Below are 16,963 nucleotides of genomic sequence, written 5' to 3' on the forward strand. Positions count from 1 at the left end.
TCACCGCCTCAGCTTCGGCAGCACGTCGCGGGCGAACACGTCGATCCACTCGCGCTGGTTGCGCCCCACGTTGTGCAGGTAGATGCGGTCGAAGCCGAGGTCGGCGTAACGCTGCAGATGGGCGAGGTGCTTACCGGGATCGGCCGAGACGATCATCCTGCCTTCGAAGTCACCGGGACGCACCATCTTCGCGATCTGCTCGAACTCGAACGGCGAGCGGATGTCGGCCTTCGGGAACCGCATGCCCCCGTTCGGCCACTCGGTCAGCGCGTTCGTCATGGCCTCCTCGTCGGTCTCGGCCCACGACAGGTGCAGCTGCAGGATGCGTGGCATCCGCGACGGGTCCTTGCCGGCCTCGCGGGCGCCTTCGTCGAACCGCGCGAACAGCCCGGCGATCTTCTCGAGCGGCGCGCCGACCGTGATCAGGCCGTCGGCGGTGCGGCCCGCACGCTTGGCGGTCACCGGGCCGGCGGTCGCGACGTAGATGGGCGGCGGGGTCGCGGGCATGGTCCAGAGGCGGGTCGACTCGAGCTTGAAGAAGGTGCCGGAGTGCTTGACGTCGCGGCCCGCGGCCGAGGCGGTGAAGAGCTTGGAGATGACGTCGATCGCCTCGAACATGCGGTTGATGCGCTCGGGGGCCTCGGGCCAGTAGCCTCCGACGACGTGCTCGTCGAGGGCCTCGCCGGCGCCGATGCCGAGCCAGTGCCGGCCGGGGTACATCGCCTCGAGGGTGGCCGAGGCCTGCGCCACGACGGCGGGGTGGTAGCGGTAGCTCGGCGCGGTCACGCCGGGGCCGATGTCGCCGCGGGTGCGTTCGCCGAGCGCGGCGAGCACGTTCCAGACGAACGACGACTGGCCCTGGCGGGGCACATAGGGCTGGAAGTGATCGGCCGCCATCACGCCCTGGAAGCCGCGGCTCTCGGCGTGGGCGGCGAACTCGATCGCGTCGCGGGGGTGGAACTGCTCGAGCTCGGCGGCGTAGCCGACGGGCACGGCGCCGGCGGGCACGGCTGCAGGCGCGGCTTCGGGCACGGCTGCAGGCACCGCGGTCATCGGCGCCGCTGCCGCTCGGGCGCGGGGCGGGAGCGCGACGCCATCAGTCGGCGGTGCGCTCGAGGAACCGCGCCACGACGCCCGGCACGTACGGCGCCACGTCCCCACCGAGCGCCGACACCTGCCGCACCAGCGAGCTCGAGACGTGCGCGTGCGCGGGGTCGGGCAGCAGGAAGATCGTCTCCACCCCCGCCAGGTCGCGGTTCACGATCGCCATCGGCGTCTCGTACGCCACGTCGACCTGCGAGCGGATGCCCTTGACGATCGCCGTCGCCCCCACGTCGGTGCAGTAGTCGACGAGCAGCCCCATCGCCCACGAGGTCACGATCACGTTCGCGCCGACGAGCCCGCGCTCCTCGAGCGACTTCTCGATCAGCGACACCCGGTGCGCGATCGGGATCAGCGCCTGCTTGTCGGGGTTGTGCACCACCACCACGTGCACCTGGTCGAAGATCGACGCGGCACGCTCGATCACGTCGACATGCCCCAGCGTGATGGGGTCGAACGAACCGGGGACCACCGCGACACTGCTCATGCCGTCCAGGCTATCAACCGCCGCATTTCGACGGCATTACGCGAGCAGCGTCAGGGGCGGCCCGAGGGCGGGCAGGGGGGCGGGCAGACGGATGCGCGGCGGCGGCATCCCGAGGCCGCCGCCGCGCATCCGCTCGCTTCTCAGACCTGCACCGACCGGCGGGTCTCGGGCGCAGCAGCCACCGGCGCCGCGGCGACCGGTGCGGACGGGGCCGCCGCCGCCACGAACCGCTCGCACAGCGCGATCGACTCGGCGAGCATCGCGTACAGCCGGTCGTCGGGCCGTGGCACGCAGGCCGAACGCACCCCGTCGACCGCCATCGCGATGGTCGTGTGGGTCTGCCGCTCGGTGATCTCGGCGTGCCCCCAGCGCTGGTTGCGATCGAGGAAGCGCCGTGCCCAGCGCTCGGCCTCGGGCGCCGACGCGAGGGCCTCGACGAACGGCCCGTCGACCTCGACGGGGCCGCCGCCGCCCAGGCGGTGCAGAGCCTCCTGGCAGACGAGACCGCCGACCGCGAGCGCGTGCTGCCGGTCGAGCGGGGCGTCGGGCAGCGCGGCGGTGACCGCGGTGATCGCCAGCACCAGCTCGAGCCGCGGGTCGTCGCTCGTGAGCCCGATCACCGAGGGGATCAGCGTCGACAGCCGGCCGCGCCCCTCGTTCGAGCTCATGTCGTTGACGGCGCGCGCCATCTGCGCCAGCCCCGGATGCGTGCAGGCCGGATGGTCGCTCCACCTCTCCCCCGCGAGGAACGACGCGAACTCCATGAAGCACGCCCCCGAGCGGGGCGATCGGTGTCTGCCGGCTGAGAGCACCGGCATGATGTCGGGGCGCAGCTGGGCGCCTCGGCCGGTGTGTCGGAACGACTTCGTGATGTGCATGGGCCACCTCGTCTCCAGTGGCTTCCACAATGCGCCTGCGACCGCAATTTATCAATGGGCTTGCGGATGCTCGTCGCCCCGATTCCGCTCCACGTCGCCGCTCGGCGCCCTGTCGCGCGATGCCGCCCGGGCCTCAGTTCTTGGCGAGGAACTCCCGCTCGCTCTCGCGCAGCCGCCGCTCGAGCGCGCCCCTGATCGCGGGATGCGCGGCGAGCAGCGGATCGGCGTCGACGATCTCGAAGGCGACGGCCCGTGCATCCTGGATCACGTCGGCGTCCTTCACCACGCGCAGCAGCCGGAGCGAGGACCGCCCGCCCGACTGGATGCTGCCCAGCACGTCGCCCTCGCGCCGCAGCTCGAGGTCGATCTCGGCGAGCTCGAAGCCGTCGAGGGTGGCGGCGACGGCGTCGACCCGCTCGCGGGCGAGGGTCTCGGGCTCGGCGGTGGTGACGAGGAGGCACAGCCCGGGCACGCCGCCCCGGCCGACGCGGCCGCGGAGCTGGTGCAGCTGGCTGACGCCGAAACGGTCGGCGTCGAGCACCACCATCGTGGAGGCGTTGGGAACGTCGACGCCGACCTCGATGACGGTCGTGGCCACGAGCACGTCGATCTCCTTCGCGGCGAAGGCGCGCATGATGGCGTCCTTCTCCTCGCTCGGCATGCGGCCGTGCAGCGACTCGATGCGGTAGCCGGCGAGGGCGGGGAGGGCGCGGAGGTGGGCGAGGGTCTCGACGACGGTGGCCTTGGGCGGGCGCGGCGCGTCGGCGGCGGCTTGCGCGGCGGAGGTCTTGGCTGTGGACGCTTTCGGGGTGGCGGCGGCCTTCGCGGTTGCAGCTTTCGCGGTGGCGGTCCTGGTGGCGGCGGCAGCCGTCTTCGCGCTGGCGGGGGTCGTCGCGGATGCAGCAGCACTCGTGGCGCCAGCCCCCGCCCGACCCGCCGGCCCCGACGCCGCGGCCGCCCGAGCGGCCCGGCGGGCCCGGGCCTCCGCAAGGTCGTCGCGCACCCCGTCGAGCTCCTCGCCGCGATCGCGGTCGCGGTCGTCGTCGTTCTCGGGCGCGTCGGCGGGCTCCACCGGGTCGGCCGGGTCGATCGCCGGGCAGACGACGAACGCCTGCCGCCCCTGCGCCAGCTCCTCCGCGACGCGGGCCCAGATGCGTCCCGCCCAGCCCGGCTTCTCGGCCAGCGGCACGCTGAAGCTCTCGATGCCCTTGCGGCCGGCCGGAAGCTCGGTGATGGTCGAGACGTCGAGGTCGCCGAACACGGTCATTGCGACCGTGCGCGGGATGGGCGTCGCCGTCATCACCAGCACGTGCGGCGGGGTGGCGCCCTTCTGCCGCAGGGTGTCGCGCTGCTCGACCCCGAAGCGGTGCTGCTCGTCGACGACCACGAGCCCGAGGTCGTAGAACTGCACGACGTCGCTCAGCAGCGCATGCGTTCCGACGACGAGCTTGGCCTGCCCCGAGACCATGCGCAGCAGTGCCTTCTTGCGCTCGGCGGTGCTGAGCTGGCCCGTGTGCAGCGTGGGCACGAGCTCGGCCGCGAGGTCGGGGCCGAGCACCTTCACGATGGAGCGCAGGTGCTGCGCGGCGAGCACCTCGGTGGGCGCCAGCATCGCCGACTGCCCGCCCGAGTCGGCCACGGCGAGCATCGCCCGCACGGCCACGAGGGTCTTGCCCGAGCCGACCTCGCCCTGCAGCAGCCGCATCATCGGGATGTCGCCGCCCAGGTCGCGGGCGATCTCCGACCCGACGAGCTGCTGGTCGGCCGTCAGCCGGAACGGCAGGCTCGCGTCGAAGCGCTCGAGGTAACCCCCGGGCTTCGGCCTCCGCGCCGCGGTCTTCTGCGCGTGCGCGGCCCGGCGCTGGCTGACGAGCGCCGTCTGCAGCACGAAGGCCTCGTGGAAGCGCAGGGTCTCGCGCGCCCGCATGTAGTCGGCATCCTTCTGCGGGCGGTGCATCAGCTCGTAGGCGCGCTGGGCGGTGAGCAGCCGCCGCTCCTCGCGCACGCCGTCGGGCACCGGGTCGGCGATCTGGCCCTTCACGGCGTCGAGCACGATGGCCACCGAGTTGGCGATCTGCCAGCTGGCGACGGATGCGGTGGCGGGGTAGATCGGGATCGGCATCTCCGCCCAGCGCTTGGCCTCGGCGTCGTCGAGCGCACTCGGGTCGGCGAGCCCGTCGCCCAGGGCGTCGAGCGCGTCGGCCCCCAGGCCCCGGGCGTCGCCGAACAGCTCGTAGTTCGGATGCGCGAGCTGCAGCGCCCCCCGGTAGTCCGACACCTTCCCGGCGAAGATGCCCCGCACCCCGGGACGCAGCTCTCGCACCCGCCAGGACTGGTTGAAGAAGGTGAGCGAGATGAAGCCCTGCCCGTCGCTGATCGACACCTCGAGCAGGCTGCCCCGCCGCGCCCGCATCGGCCGTTCGCGCACGTCGCGCACCTCGGCGACGATCGTGACGTTCTCGTCCAGCGGCAGCTTGTCGATGGCGGTCAGCTCGCCGCGCTTGGCGTAGCGGCGCGGGTAGTGGCTCAGCAGATCGCCCACGGTGCGGATGCCGAACGCCTTCTCGAACGCACTCGCCGTGCGCCCGCCGAGCACCCCGGCCAGCTTCGCGTCGAGCGCGTCGGCCCCCGGCGGCACGGCCACCGGCGCCACCGCGTCGGGCGTGCCCGGCCCGCGGGGCGCGCTCGGCCCACGCGTGCCGGAGGTGCTGCCGCTCATGCCAGAAGTCTAGGCGGCACGCCCGACACCGCCGCGATAGGGTGCAGGGCGTGACGCGCATCATCGCCGGGTTCGCCGGTTCCCTCACCCTCGCCGTGCCCCGCTCGGGCACCCGCCCCACGAGCGACCGGGTGCGCGAGGCCATCTTCTCGGCCCTCGAGGCGCGCGGCGGGCTCGACGGGCTCACCGTGCTCGACCTCTACGCCGGCTCGGGCGCCCTCGCGCTCGAGGCGATCAGCCGCGGAGCCGCCACGGCGCTCCTGGTCGAGAAGAACGCCGCGGCTGCCGCGATCGCGAAGAAGAACGCGGCCCGGGTGATCGCCGCCGCAGCTCCGGATGCCCGTCCCCGCGTCGAGGTCGTCACGCAGGCGGTGCTCCCCCGGCTGAGGGCGTCCGCCGCCGTGGCGGGCGCGGGCTACGACGTGGTCTTCCTCGACCCGCCCTACGATCTCACCGACGCGGAGCTCACCGAGACCCTCGCCGCCCTCGTGCCGCTGCTCGCCCCCGACGCCACCGTGCTCGTGGAGCGCAGCACCCGCTCCCCCGAGCCGGCCTGGCCCGCGGGCCTCGCCCTCGACCGCACCCGCGCCTACGGCGAGACCGCCCTCTGGTGGGCCACCCCCGCCTGACCCACCCGTCGCGCCCCACCGCGCCGTCACTCCGGCCGACGTCGGCACGGGAGGAGAATCAGCCCCATGGGCCCCTATACGGGCCATCGGCGCGATTCTCCTCCCGTACCGACGTGCGCGTCAGCCCGCGGCGCCGTTCCAACCGTCGTAGGGGTCCCAGCCGCCGAGCTCGGCGTAAGGCGTGTCGCCCACGAGCACGTCCGGCGCCGCGCTGCGGTCGAGTACGTTTCCAAGGCGGCGGAAGCCCTCCGGCAGCGGACCGGGCGGGAACGTCGCGAGCAGCGCGTGGTCCTCGCCCCCGGCCAGCACGAAGGACGCGGCCCGCTCCCCCACCACGGGATCGAGCTCGCGCAGCGCCTGCGCCTCGAGCTCGATGGCGGCGGGGTCGAGCTGCACCGAGCATCCGCTGGCCACCGCGAGCCGCCGGGCGTCGAGCACGAGCCCGTCGGACACGTCGAGCATCGCGGTCGCCCCACCCAGCGCCGCCGGCACGCCCAGCGCGATGGGCACGACCGGCGCCAGCTGCGCCGACACGAGCTCCGGATGCGCGTCCCGCACCTCGGCGGCCCGCCCCGCATCGGGCACCCGCTCACCCACTGCGCCGTCGCCCGCACCACCCTCGCCTGCCGCCGCATCACCCGCCGCACCGTCGGCCACCGCGCCCCCGCCCGCCGCATCCTCGCCCACCACCGCGTCGCGGAACAGCAGCCACAGTCCCGCGCCCGCCCGGCCGAGGTCGCCCGCGACCGCGAGCTGGTCGCGGGGCCGCGCGCCCGAACGGGTGACCGGCGCCCGGCCCTCGAGGTCGCCGAACGCGGTCACCGCGATCATCAGCGCCGGCGAGGCGGACAGGTCGCCACCCACCACGCCGCAGCCCGGAGCCGCGAGCGCGCAGCCGTCGCGCAGCCCGTCGGCGATGCCGAGCAGCACGTCGACCGGGGTGTCGAGCGGGGCGGCCAGCGCCACGACGAGCGCGGTCGGCCGGGCGCCCATCGCGGCCACGTCGGCGAGGTTCGTCATCGCCGCCTTCACGCCGAGGTCGTGCGAACTCGACCACGCCGATCGGAAGTCGGGCCCGTGCACCATCAGATCCGTCGTGACCACGAAGCGCCCGTCGGGAGCGGCCACCACGGCGCTGTCGTCACCCGGGCCGAGCAGTTCGGCGTCAGCGTGCGGCAGCCGCGGGAAGATGCGCTTCAGCGTCTCGCCCTCCCCCACCTCGGCGAGGGTCGGCCCGGCGGCGACGCCGAACCCGGTCTCAGGATGCACGTTCGCAGGTAAACCGAAGTCGGAGGCCACGAGCCAACGGTAGCCTGAACCTCGATGCCCCACGCCGCCCGAACCCCCGCCACCCCCCGCCGGCGCCGCGCCCTCGCGCTCGTCACGGCGGCCGCCGCCACCGCGGCGCTGCTCACCGGCTGCGCCAGCACCGTCAGCCTCGAGGCCGCCGACGACGCGACCGACCCGGCCTGCGCCGACGTGATCGTGCGGCTGCCCGACACCGTCGCGGGCGAGGCGAAGCGCACCACCGACGCGCAGGCGACCGGCGCGTGGGGCGACCCGGCATCCGTTCTGCTGCACTGCGGCGTGCCGCCCTACGGCCCCACCACCCTGCCCTGCGGCAACGTCAACGGCGTCGACTGGATCGTCGACGACTCCAACGCCCCCACCTACGTCTTCACCACCTACGGCCGCACCCCCGCCGTCGAGGTCGTGCTCGACTACGACGTCGTCGGCGGAACCAGCGCGCTCGACGACCTCCGCACGGCGGTGCAGTCGATCCCGCAGGAGGCCCAGTGCCTCGACGCCGACGACGTGCTCAGCACCCCCACCCCCACGCCCGCCCCGTAGGAAGAGAAGCAGCCGCGAGAAGCAGCTACTCGAGCGCCAGCGCGATGAGTTCGTCGATCAGCTCGGGGTAGCTCAGCCCCGACGCGATCCAGCACTTCGGGAACATCGAGATCGGCGTGAAGCCCGGCATCGTGTTCACCTCGTTCACCACAAAGCCGTCGGGCGTCAGGAAGAAGTCGACCCGGGCGAGCCCGGCGCCGTCGATCGCCGTGAAGGCGCGCGCGGCGAGTTCCTGCATCGAGGAGAGCTCGGCAGGCGTCAGCACGGCCGGGCAGACGAGGTCGACCCCCGGCGCGTCGAGGTACTTCGCGTCGAAGTCGTAGAACTCGCGGCCGGCCATCACGATCTCACCGGCGAGCGACACCCGCGGCGCTCCGCCGGCACGCCCGCCGAGCACCCCGCACTCGACCTCGCGGCCGACGACGGCCGATTCGATCAGCACCCGCGAGTCCTCCCGCAGGGCGGTCTCGATGGCGGCCGACAGCTCCGAGGGCGATGACGAGCTGACCTTCGACACCCCCACCGACGACCCGGCCCGCGCCGGCTTGACGAACAGCGGCAGCCCCAGCGACGAGGCTGCCGACAGCACCGACGACGAGGACGCCGCCCACTGCTGCGCCGTAACCGTCTGCCACGGCGCCACGGAGATCCCCGCGGCCTGCAGCACCGTCTTGGTGAAGTGCTTGTCCATGCCGAGCGCCGACGCGAGCACGCCCGAACCCACGTACGGCAGCCCGACGAGCTCGAGCAGCCCCTGCACCGTCCCGTCCTCCCCGAACGGCCCGTGCAGGATGGGGAACACCACGTCGACGTCACCCAGCACGTCCACCGTGCCGTCGGCCCGCTGCACCGAGAGCGAACGCGAGGCGGTCGATGCGGGCCACAGGATGCGCGTGCCGTTGTCGGAGACGACGGGCATCGCCGAGGGGTCGAGCCGGAACTTCGCGGACTCGTCGTCCTCGAGCACGAACGCCCCCTCGGCCGTGATGCCCACCGGGATCACGTCGAAGCGCGAGCGGTCGATCGCCTCAAGCACCCCGCCGGCCGTGGCGCAGCTGATCGAGTGCTCGCTGGAGCGCCCGCCGAACAGCACCGCCACCGTGGTCTTGCTTGGCATCGAGTGTCCTTTCGCCCTGGGGGCCGCTGTCGTCGTCGGTCGTCAGATGCGGCGCGATGTCCCGAGGATCGAGCGTACCGGCGAGCACCTGACTCACCTGGCGGCAGATCGGCATGTCCACACCCTTGGCCTCGGCCAGGGTGAGCACGGGCGCCACCGACGCGAGGCCCTCCGCCGTCTGCTGCATCGACTTCACCACGTCGGCGAAGCTGTAGCCCTGGCCGAGCAGGCGCCCGGCCGTGTTGTTGCGCGAGAGCGACGAGCCACTGGTGGCGATGAGGTCCCCGAGGCCCGCGAGCCCCGACAGGGTCTCCGGATGCCCGCCGTACGCCACGGCGAAGTCGGTCATCTCGACCAGCCCCCGGGTGATGATCGAGGCCTTGGTGTTCTCGCCGTAGCCGACCCCGTCGACGATGCCGATGGCCACCGCGATGAGGTTCTTCAGCACGCCGCCGAACTCGGTGCCGATCACGTCGGTGTTGACGAAGGAGCGGAAGTAGCGGTTCGTCGCCACCATCGCGACCCGCTCGGCGGTCTCGAGGCTCGCCGAGGAGACGACGGCGGCCGTCGGCTGCTCCTTCGCGATCTCGAGGGCGAGGTTCGGCCCGGAGGCCACGGCGATGCGGTCGGGATCGATCTCGAGCACGGATTCGAGCACCTCGCTCATCCGCAGCCCCGTGCCCTTCTCGACGCCCTTCATCAGGCTCGTGATCGGCACCCCCTCGGGGATGAGCGACTTCAGTTCGATGAGGTTGCCCCGCAGCGACTGGCTGGGGATCGACACGAACACGAACTGCGCGTCGGCCAGCGCGCGACCGACGTCGGAGGTCGCGGTGATCGTCGGCGGGAGGTTGACGCCCGGGAGGTAGTCGCTGTTGCGCTTGGCCTCGCGGATCTCCTTCGCGAGCTCAGGGCGGCGGGCCCAGACGGTGACGTCGGCTCCGCCGTCGGCCAGCACCTTCGAGAACGTGGTGCCCCAGCTGCCGGCGCCGAGCACGGTGACGCGGGGCCGCGGCGGCACCACGGCACGCGAGGCGCGGCTCACTCCGAGCCCTCGGCGCGACCGTCGCGCAGTCGCCCGAACTCGCTCTGGTTGTGCGCTTTCGGGTTCCACCGCTCGGCCGGCGCGGTCTCGCCGCGCAGCTCCTCGAGCAGCCCGGTGATCGCCGACATCAGCCGGTCCGTGGCCTCGGTGAGCGTCTTCTGGTCGAGCGGATGCCCGCGGAGGTCGTCGAGGTCGACGGGCGGCCCGTACGACACCGTGACCGGCTTGCGCGCGAACAGCCGCAGCTTCTTCGAGTACCGCGGCATGATCGCCTGCACACCCCAGTGCGCGGCCGGGATGAGCGGGATGCCGTGCTCGAGTGCGAGGCGCACGGCGCCGGTCTTGCCGCGCATGGGCCAGAGCCCCGGGTCGCGGGTGAGGGTTCCCTCGGGGTACACGATGACGCCCTTCCGGTGTTCGAGCAGGGCGGTGGCCGCCGAGATGGACGAGTTGCCCCGGCCCGGCCCGGACCGCTCGACGGGGATCTGCCCGATGGCTCGCAGCAGCCCGCCCACGACGGGCACCGAGAACAGGGAGGCCTTCGCCAGGAACCGCGGAGCCCGCTTGAGCTTCCACACGGCCCAGGCCACGACCACCGGGTCGAAGTTGGAGTAGTGGTTGGCGCTCAGCACGAACGGCCCCTCGGCGGGGAGGTTCTCGGTGCCGCGCTGGTCGAGCTTCACGCTCGCCGCGAGAGTGGGTGCCACGAGCGCCTCGACCACCCGGAAGGCCGGGGTCTTCTCGGAGTGGGCGCGGGCGTCGGTGCGAGCGGGGGCGTCGGCCATGCGGTCGAGGTCTACTCGGCGAAGTAGAAGTCGGCCCCGAGCTTCTCGAGCTTGCCCACGAAGTCGCCGTAGCCGCGGGCGATCAGGCCCACGTTGCTCACCGAGGACTGGCCCTGGGCGACGAGCGCTGCGATCAGGTGGCTGAAGCCGCCGCGCAGGTCGGGCACCTCGAGCTCGGCGCCGTGCAGCGGGGTCGGGCCGGTGATGACCGCGGCCTGCTCGAGCGCACGACGCGGCACGCGGCGGTTCGGGTCGGCCAGGCCGTCCTTGTGCACCTCGATGTTGGCACCCATCTTGACCAGCGCATCCACGAAGCCGAAGCGGTTCTCGTAGACCGTCTCGTGCACGATCGAGGTGCCCTGCGCCTGGGTGAGTGCCACGATCAGCGGCTGCTGCCAGTCGGTCATGAAGCCGGGATGCACGTCGGTCTCGATCACGACGGGCTTCAGCTCGCCACCGGGGTGGTAGAAGCGGATGCCCTCCTCCTCGATGTCGAACGCGCCGCCGATCTTGCGGAAGACGTTGAGGAAGGTCATCATCTCGGACTGCTTGGCGCCCGTGGTGAAGATGGAGCCGCCGGTCGCGAGCGCGGCCGAGGCCCAGGAGGCGGCCTCGTTGCGGTCGAACAGGGCGCGGTGGTTGAAGCCCGAGAGCGAGTCGACGCCCTCGATGAAGATGGTGCGGTTCGGCTCGACCGAGATGATCGCGCCCATCTTCTGCAGCACGGCGATGAGATCCATGATCTCGGGCTCGATGGCGGCGTTCTTCAGCTCGGTGGTGCCCTTGGCACGCACGCCGGTGAGCAGCACCTGCTCGGTGGCGCCGACGCTCGGGTAGGGCAGCTCGATGTTCGCGCCGCGCAGGCCGTTGGGGGCCGTGATGTTGATGCCGGAGGGCAGCTTGTCGACGACGGCACCGAAGGCGCGCAGGGCGTCGAGGTGGAAGTCGATCGGGCGGTCGCCGATGCGGCAGCCGCCGAGGTCGGGGATGAACGCGTGACCGAGGCGGTGCAGCAGCGGGCCGCAGAACAGGATCGGGATGCGGCTCGAGCCCGAGAGGGCGTCGATCTCGGCGGAGGTGGCCGTGGCCACGTTCGTCGGGTCGAGCTGCAGCACGCCGGTCGCGGCCGAGCCGGTGATCTTCACACCGTGGATCTCGAGCAGGCTCGACACCACGTGCACGTCGCTGATGTCGGGGACGTCGCGGAGCGTGGACGTGGTGTCGCCGAGCAGCGACGCGACCATCGCCTTGGTGACGAGGTTCTTCGCCCCTCGGACGTCGATGGTGCCGCGGAGCGGCCGACCGCCGTTGATGACGATCGTGTCGGACAGCAGTCCGACCCGCTCGGCCGCCTTGCGACCATCCTGTACGAGAGAGTTCACGTGAATCACCTGACTGCTTGAAGCTACTTGACCGGGAGTGTTCGAGGTCTCCAACTCTCCCGGCGGCTCTCGAATTCCGTGATCGCCTCTTCGTCGCGAAGCGTCAACCCGATGTCGTCCAGACCCTCGAGAAGCCTCCACCGAGTGTAATCGTCGATCGAGAAGCTGACTGTGAGGTCGCCGATGGCGGCGGTTCGCGCGATCAGGTCGACGGTGATCTCGACCCCGGGCTGCGCCTCGATGGCGGCCCAGAGACGCTCGATGTCGGCCTCGTCGACCTGCCCCGTGAGCAGGCCCTGCTTGCCCGAGTTGCCCCGGAAGATGTCGCCGAAGCGTGAGGACAGCACCGCCGTGAAGCCGAAGTCGCGGAGCGCCCAGACGGCGTGCTCGCGGCTCGATCCGGTGCCGAAGTCGGGGCCGGCGACGAGCACCCGGGGGTTCTGGTAGGCGGGCTGGTTCAGCACGAACTCGGGGTCGTTCCGCCAGCCGGCGAAGAGCGCATCCTCGAAGCCGGTCTTGGTGACCCGCTTGAGGTAGACGGCCGGGATGATCTGGTCGGTGTCGACGTTGCCGCGCTTCAGCGGCACGGCCACGCCGGTCAGGATGTCGATCTTGTCCATGGTCAGACCTCCACGGTCTCGCGGGCGGCGGGTTCAGAGAGGTCGGAGACGCTCGAGAGCGTGCCCCGGATGGCGGTGGCCGCGGCCACCAGCGGCGACACGAGGTGCGTGCGCCCGCCCTTGCCCTGCCGGCCCTCGAAGTTGCGGTTGGAGGTGCTCGCGCAGCGCTCCCCCGGAGCCAGCTGGTCAGGGTTCATGCCGAGGCACATGGAACAGCCCGCGAAGCGCCACTCGGCGCCGAACTCCTCGACGATCTTGTCGATGCCCTCGGCCTCGGCCTCGATGCGCACGCGCGCGCTGCCCGGCACCACCATGACGCGCACGCCATCCGCCTTCTTCTGGCCCTTGATCACCGAGGCGAAGGCCCGCAGGTCTTCGATTCGGCTGTTGGTGCACGAGCCCATGAACACGGCGTCGACGCGCACCTCCTTCAGCGGGGTGCCCGCCTCGAGGTCCATGTACTCCAGGGCCCGCTCGGCGCTGGCGCGCTCGTTGGGGTCGATGATGGTCGACGGGTCGGGCACGCGCTCGTTCAGCGAGACGCCCTGGCCGGGGTTCGTACCCCAGGTGACGAAGGGCTCGAGCTGGTCGGCGTCGAGGAACACCTCGGCGTCGAAGACGGCGTCGTCGTCGGTCTGCAGGGTGCGCCAGTACTCGACCGCGGCGTCCCAGTCCTCACCCTCGGGGGCGTGGGGGCGGCCGTTGAGGTACGCGAACGTCGTCTCGTCGGGCGCGACCATGCCGGCGCGGGCACCCGCCTCGATCGACATGTTGCAGATCGTCATGCGCCCGTCCATCGACAGGCTCCGGATGGCCGACCCGCGGTATTCGAGCACGTACCCCTGCCCGCCGCCCGTTCCGATCTTCGCGATGACGGCGAGGATGATGTCCTTCGCGGTCACCCCTGGACGCAGCGTGCCCTCGACCGTGATGGCCATCGTCTTGAACGGCTTCAGCGGCAGGGTCTGGGTGGCGAGCACGTGCTCGACCTCGCTGGTGCCGATGCCGAACGCCATGGCCCCGAAGGCGCCGTGCGTGCTGGTGTGGCTGTCGCCGCAGACGACGGTGATGCCGGGCATCGTCAGGCCGAGCTGCGGGCCGACGACGTGCACGATGCCCTGCTCGACGTCGCCGAGCGAGTGCAGGCGCACGCCGAACTCCTGCGCGTTCCGGCGCAGCGTGTCGATCTGCGTGCGGCTCGTCAGGTCGGCGATCGGCTTGTCGATCGCGAGCGTCGGGGTGTTGTGGTCTTCGGTGGCGATCGTCAAGTCGGGGCGGCGCACCGGGCGGCCCTCGGCGCGCAGGCCGTCGAAGGCCTGCGGGCTCGTCACCTCGTGCACCAGGTGCAGGTCGATGTAGAGCAGGTCGGGGCTGCCGTTCTCGCCCTTGGCGACGAGGTGGTCGTCCCAGACCTTTTCGGCGAGAGTACGGGCCTTCTCAGCCAAGGTGCGCGGGCGGACGGTGGGTTCGGGGCTCATTGCGTGTCCTTCTGAAGTAGGGGGTCAGCCATCGACAGACTCCGCGACGAGGGAGGCCTTATGAACTAGGACTCGTCGCGGCAGCTAAGAAGGAGCAGACCGAACAGCACGCGACGATCGTACCACCGCCCCCGCCCCTCAGTGGGAGGCGTCGGACTCGGGGTCGGCGGCGGCCTTCAGCTCCTCTTTCACCGAGACGCCGCGGCGGCGCATTACGACGAGGGAGGCGATCGTGGCCACCGCCATGGAGAGGATGATGACGGCCAGCGAGGTCCAGGTGTCGATCTCGGGGATCCACTCGATCGGGTGCCCGCCGTTGATGAAGAACACCTCGTTGGAGTGCAGCGCGTGGAAGACGAGCTTCACGCCGATGAAGGCGAGGATGAACGCGATGCCGTACTTGAGGTAGATGAGCCGGTCGAGCAGCCCGCCGAGCAGGAAGTACAGCTGGCGGAGGCCCATCAGCGCGAAGACGTTGGCGGTGAAGACGATGAACGGGCTCTGCGTGATTCCGAAGATGGCCGGGATCGAGTCGAGCGCGAACAGCAGGTCGGTGGAGCCGAGCGCGATGAACACGATCAGCATCGGCGTGAAGACCTTCTTGCCGTCGATCACCGTGCGCACCTTGGCGCCGTCGAAGTCGGGCGCGATGCTCATGCGCTTGCGGAGGAACGTGACGAGGCCGTTCTCGCCGTCGCCCTCGTCCTCCTTGCCGAAGGCCTGGCGGAACGCGGTGACCAGCAGGAACGCCCCGAAGATGTAGAAGATCCAGCTCAGTGACTCGATCAGCTGCGCGCCGATCAGGATGAAGATCCCGCGCAGCACCAGGGCGATGATGATGCCCACCATCAGCGCTTCCTGCTGGTACTTCCTGGGCACGTTGAAGCGCGCCATGATGATCACGAAGACGAACAGGTTGTCGATCGACAGGCTGTACTCCGTCAGCCAGCCGGCCAGGAACTGCCCCGCCGGCTCCCCGCCCGCGAACACGAGCATCAGCGCCGCGAAGACCAGCGCGAGCGCCACGTAGAACACGACCCAGAGGGTCGCCTCCTTGAACGAGGGCACGTGCGGACGCTTGAACGCGATCAGCAGATCGGCGGCGAGGATCAGCACGAGCACCACGAGCGAGGTGATCTCGAAGGCGATGGGGAGTTCTAGCACGGGGGCCTTTCGACAGCGGCGCCCTCTTCAGGGCAGCACGATGACCGAAAGTCTCTCCCGTGCAGGCTGCCGTGGCAACCGCACCGCTCCCCCGGGCACACGTCGGAGTGGGCCGTGATGACGATGACAGCGAGGTGGGATACTCCCCTTCCCTGCAATGCTACTGCCGGCGGCCGAGCTCCTCGCGCACCTCCAGGCGCACCTGGGCGAGCCGCTCGCGCAGCCGGCCGATCAGCGCCGGGTCGATGCCCTTGGCCGAGGCCTTGCGGAGGTCGGTGCGCAGCTGCTGGCGGAATTCCGTCAGCGCCACGTCGGCGTCGCGAAGGGCCTCCGACGACTCGGCGCGCGAGCCGGCGGGCGGCGTGCGGGCCTCCCGCTTGGCCGAGGCGAGCTCGGCCTTGAGGCTCTTCATGGCCTGGTCGACGCCCGAGCGCACCTCGTCGGCCAATCGGCGCACCGAATCGGAGAGGTCGGACTCGATGTCGGCGAGCTCGCCGCGGCGGCTCTCGAGCTCGGCCCGGCCGGCGTCGGTGATGGAGTAGACGGTCTTGCGGCCGTCGGCGGTCTTCGTGACGAGCCCCTCGTCCTCGAGCTTCGCCAGACGCGGGTAGATCGTGCCGGCGCTCGGGCTGTAGGTGCCGCCGAAGCGGTCGGCCAGTGCCTGGATCAGCTCGTAGCCGTGCTTCGGCGACTCCTCGAGCAGGTTCAGCAGGTAGAGCCGCAGGTGGCCGTGCCCGAACACGGGGCTCATGCCGAGGCCCCGGCTTCCGAGGTGGCGTCCGACGCCGTCTCCGAGGGGGCGGATGCGCGACCGGAGGCATCGGCGGTCGCATCCGCCGACCCGTCCGCCGCCCCGCGGTACAGCACCGTGATGTCGCCCGAGACGGAGTTCGCCCGGAACTCGGTCCAGCTGCCGTCGAGCTCGCCGGTCTGGCCGTTGTAGCCGCCGCCCCGCAGCCCCTTGATGGTGTTCGGTCCGAGCTGGAGCGTGCCCGCGACGGAGTTCACGTTGTAGCGCGCGGCGGTCGACGCGTCGAGCCGCACGGTGAGGTCGCCCGAGACGGTGTTGTTCTCGATCGCCGAGGGAACACCCGTGGAGTCGACGAACACCTCGCCCGAGACGCCCTCGGCCGAGAAGCGGCGGATCTCCCCCGCCGCCGCGATGTCTCCGGAGACGGTGTGGGCGCTGACGAGACCGACGTGGTCGCGGATCGAGATCTCGCCCGAGACCGTGTTGACGTCGAGGTCGCCGTGCACCGCGTCGATGACGACGTCGCCCGTGACCGTGCTGATCCGCGCATCCGTCACCAGGCCCGAGATGAGCGCCGAGGCCGAGATGACCCCGAATTTCAGCGCCGCATCGCGCGGCACCATGATGCTGATGTCGGCCTTCGCGTTGCCGCGCCACGACTTGAACACCTCGACGAAGTTGTCCCAGCGCAGCTGCGGGTGGTCGATCTCGAGGCGGTCGCCGTCGATCGAGACCTTCAGGTCTTTGCCCGAGACCGAGTGCACCTCGATGCGGGCGCCCGGCTCGTCGTGGCCGATGATGTCGACCTGGCCGCCGATCAGGCCCACCTTGAGCGAGCGCACGAGCTCGATGTCGATGACTTTCGGACCGGTGACGATCCATTTCTCCAAGACCACGATGTTCTCCTGCCTCGCGTTATATCGCGTGTTCGGAGATCAAGCTATAGCTCGATGAGG

General features: G+C 71.3%; 16 protein-coding genes. 2 read left to right on the plus strand and 14 right to left on the minus strand.

Features of this window, described 5'->3' with window-relative positions:
• From HQQ85_RS06250 to HQQ85_RS20950, 4 genes are all read right to left on the minus strand, one after another.
• Entirely contained in the window at nt 1-1,053 is a 1,053-nt protein-coding gene (locus tag HQQ85_RS06250) for a TIGR03557 family F420-dependent LLM class oxidoreductase (RefSeq protein WP_173181570.1), read from the minus strand.
• A gap of 43 nt (nt 1,054-1,096) precedes the next feature.
• Nucleotides 1,097-1,588, minus strand: a complete 492-nt coding sequence (coaD, locus tag HQQ85_RS06255) for a pantetheine-phosphate adenylyltransferase (RefSeq protein WP_173181571.1) — start codon at nt 1,586-1,588, stop codon at nt 1,097-1,099.
• 140 nt (nt 1,589-1,728) lie between these two features.
• Nucleotides 1,729-2,466, minus strand: coding sequence for a hypothetical protein (locus HQQ85_RS06260; RefSeq protein WP_173181572.1), 738 nt, complete (start codon nt 2,464-2,466; stop codon nt 1,729-1,731).
• Between the two features lie 133 nt (nt 2,467-2,599).
• Nucleotides 2,600-5,185, minus strand: coding sequence for an ATP-dependent DNA helicase RecG (locus HQQ85_RS20950; RefSeq protein WP_254069130.1), 2,586 nt, complete (start codon nt 5,183-5,185; stop codon nt 2,600-2,602).
• Nucleotides 5,186-5,235: 50 nt separating this feature from the next.
• Here HQQ85_RS20950 and rsmD point away from each other — a divergent pair, with 50 nt between their 5' ends.
• Nucleotides 5,236-5,814, plus strand: a complete 579-nt coding sequence (rsmD, locus tag HQQ85_RS06270; RefSeq protein WP_173181573.1) for a 16S rRNA (guanine(966)-N(2))-methyltransferase RsmD — start codon at nt 5,236-5,238, stop codon at nt 5,812-5,814.
• A gap of 120 nt (nt 5,815-5,934) precedes the next feature.
• Here the strand turns inward: rsmD and HQQ85_RS06275 are convergent, their stop codons facing one another.
• Nucleotides 5,935-7,113 carry a thiamine-phosphate kinase gene (locus HQQ85_RS06275; RefSeq protein WP_371741787.1) on the minus strand — a complete coding sequence of 393 codons (1,179 nt, stop codon included), beginning with the start codon at nt 7,111-7,113 and terminating at the stop codon, nt 5,935-5,937.
• A gap of 24 nt (nt 7,114-7,137) precedes the next feature.
• Here HQQ85_RS06275 and HQQ85_RS06280 point away from each other — a divergent pair, with 24 nt between their 5' ends.
• Nucleotides 7,138-7,665 (plus strand): DUF3515 family protein, encoded by a 528-nt coding sequence (locus HQQ85_RS06280; RefSeq protein WP_173181574.1) that lies wholly within the window; start codon nt 7,138-7,140, stop codon nt 7,663-7,665.
• Between the two features lie 25 nt (nt 7,666-7,690).
• On the opposite strand, the gene HQQ85_RS06285 is transcribed toward HQQ85_RS06280, so the two are convergent.
• From HQQ85_RS06285 to HQQ85_RS06325, 9 genes are all read right to left on the minus strand, one after another.
• Nucleotides 7,691-8,782: a D-alanine--D-alanine ligase family protein gene (locus tag HQQ85_RS06285; protein WP_173181575.1), complete on the minus strand. Its 1,092-nt coding sequence runs from the start codon at nt 8,780-8,782 to the stop codon at nt 7,691-7,693.
• Nucleotides 8,694-9,827, minus strand: coding sequence for an NAD(P)H-dependent glycerol-3-phosphate dehydrogenase (locus HQQ85_RS06290; RefSeq protein ID WP_371741788.1), 1,134 nt, complete (start codon nt 9,825-9,827; stop codon nt 8,694-8,696). Before HQQ85_RS06290 ends, HQQ85_RS06285 begins: the two co-directional genes overlap by 89 nt.
• Complete coding sequence (locus HQQ85_RS06295) at nt 9,824-10,612, minus strand: 1-acyl-sn-glycerol-3-phosphate acyltransferase (RefSeq protein ID WP_173181576.1); 789 nt, start codon at nt 10,610-10,612, stop codon at nt 9,824-9,826. The genes HQQ85_RS06290 and HQQ85_RS06295 overlap by 4 nt, the downstream gene beginning before the upstream one ends.
• A gap of 11 nt (nt 10,613-10,623) precedes the next feature.
• Entirely contained in the window at nt 10,624-11,994 is a 1,371-nt protein-coding gene (gene murA / locus HQQ85_RS06300; RefSeq protein WP_173181577.1) for a UDP-N-acetylglucosamine 1-carboxyvinyltransferase, read from the minus strand.
• 23 nt (nt 11,995-12,017) lie between these two features.
• On the minus strand, nt 12,018-12,614 hold the full coding sequence (gene leuD / locus HQQ85_RS06305; protein WP_173181578.1) for a 3-isopropylmalate dehydratase small subunit: 597 nt from the start codon (nt 12,612-12,614) through the stop codon (nt 12,018-12,020).
• Nucleotides 12,615-12,616: 2 nt separating this feature from the next.
• Nucleotides 12,617-14,092 (minus strand): 3-isopropylmalate dehydratase large subunit, encoded by a 1,476-nt coding sequence (gene leuC, locus HQQ85_RS06310; RefSeq protein WP_173181579.1) that lies wholly within the window; start codon nt 14,090-14,092, stop codon nt 12,617-12,619.
• Between the two features lie 138 nt (nt 14,093-14,230).
• The gene (locus HQQ85_RS06315; protein WP_173181580.1) at nt 14,231-15,256 is read right to left on the minus strand and encodes a TerC family protein; all 1,026 of its coding nucleotides are present in this window, start codon (nt 15,254-15,256) and stop codon (nt 14,231-14,233) included.
• 160 nt (nt 15,257-15,416) lie between these two features.
• Entirely contained in the window at nt 15,417-16,007 is a 591-nt protein-coding gene (locus tag HQQ85_RS06320; protein ID WP_173181581.1) for a PadR family transcriptional regulator, read from the minus strand.
• Nucleotides 16,004-16,903: a DUF4097 family beta strand repeat-containing protein gene (locus HQQ85_RS06325; RefSeq protein WP_173181582.1), complete on the minus strand. Its 900-nt coding sequence runs from the start codon at nt 16,901-16,903 to the stop codon at nt 16,004-16,006. The genes HQQ85_RS06320 and HQQ85_RS06325 overlap by 4 nt, the downstream gene beginning before the upstream one ends.
• Between the last annotated feature and the right edge of the window lie 60 nt (nt 16,904-16,963).

Origin of the sequence: Herbiconiux sp. VKM Ac-2851 (assembly GCF_013205105.1) — a bacterium.
Classification (GTDB): Bacteria; Actinomycetota; Actinomycetes; order Actinomycetales; family Microbacteriaceae; genus Herbiconiux; species Herbiconiux flava.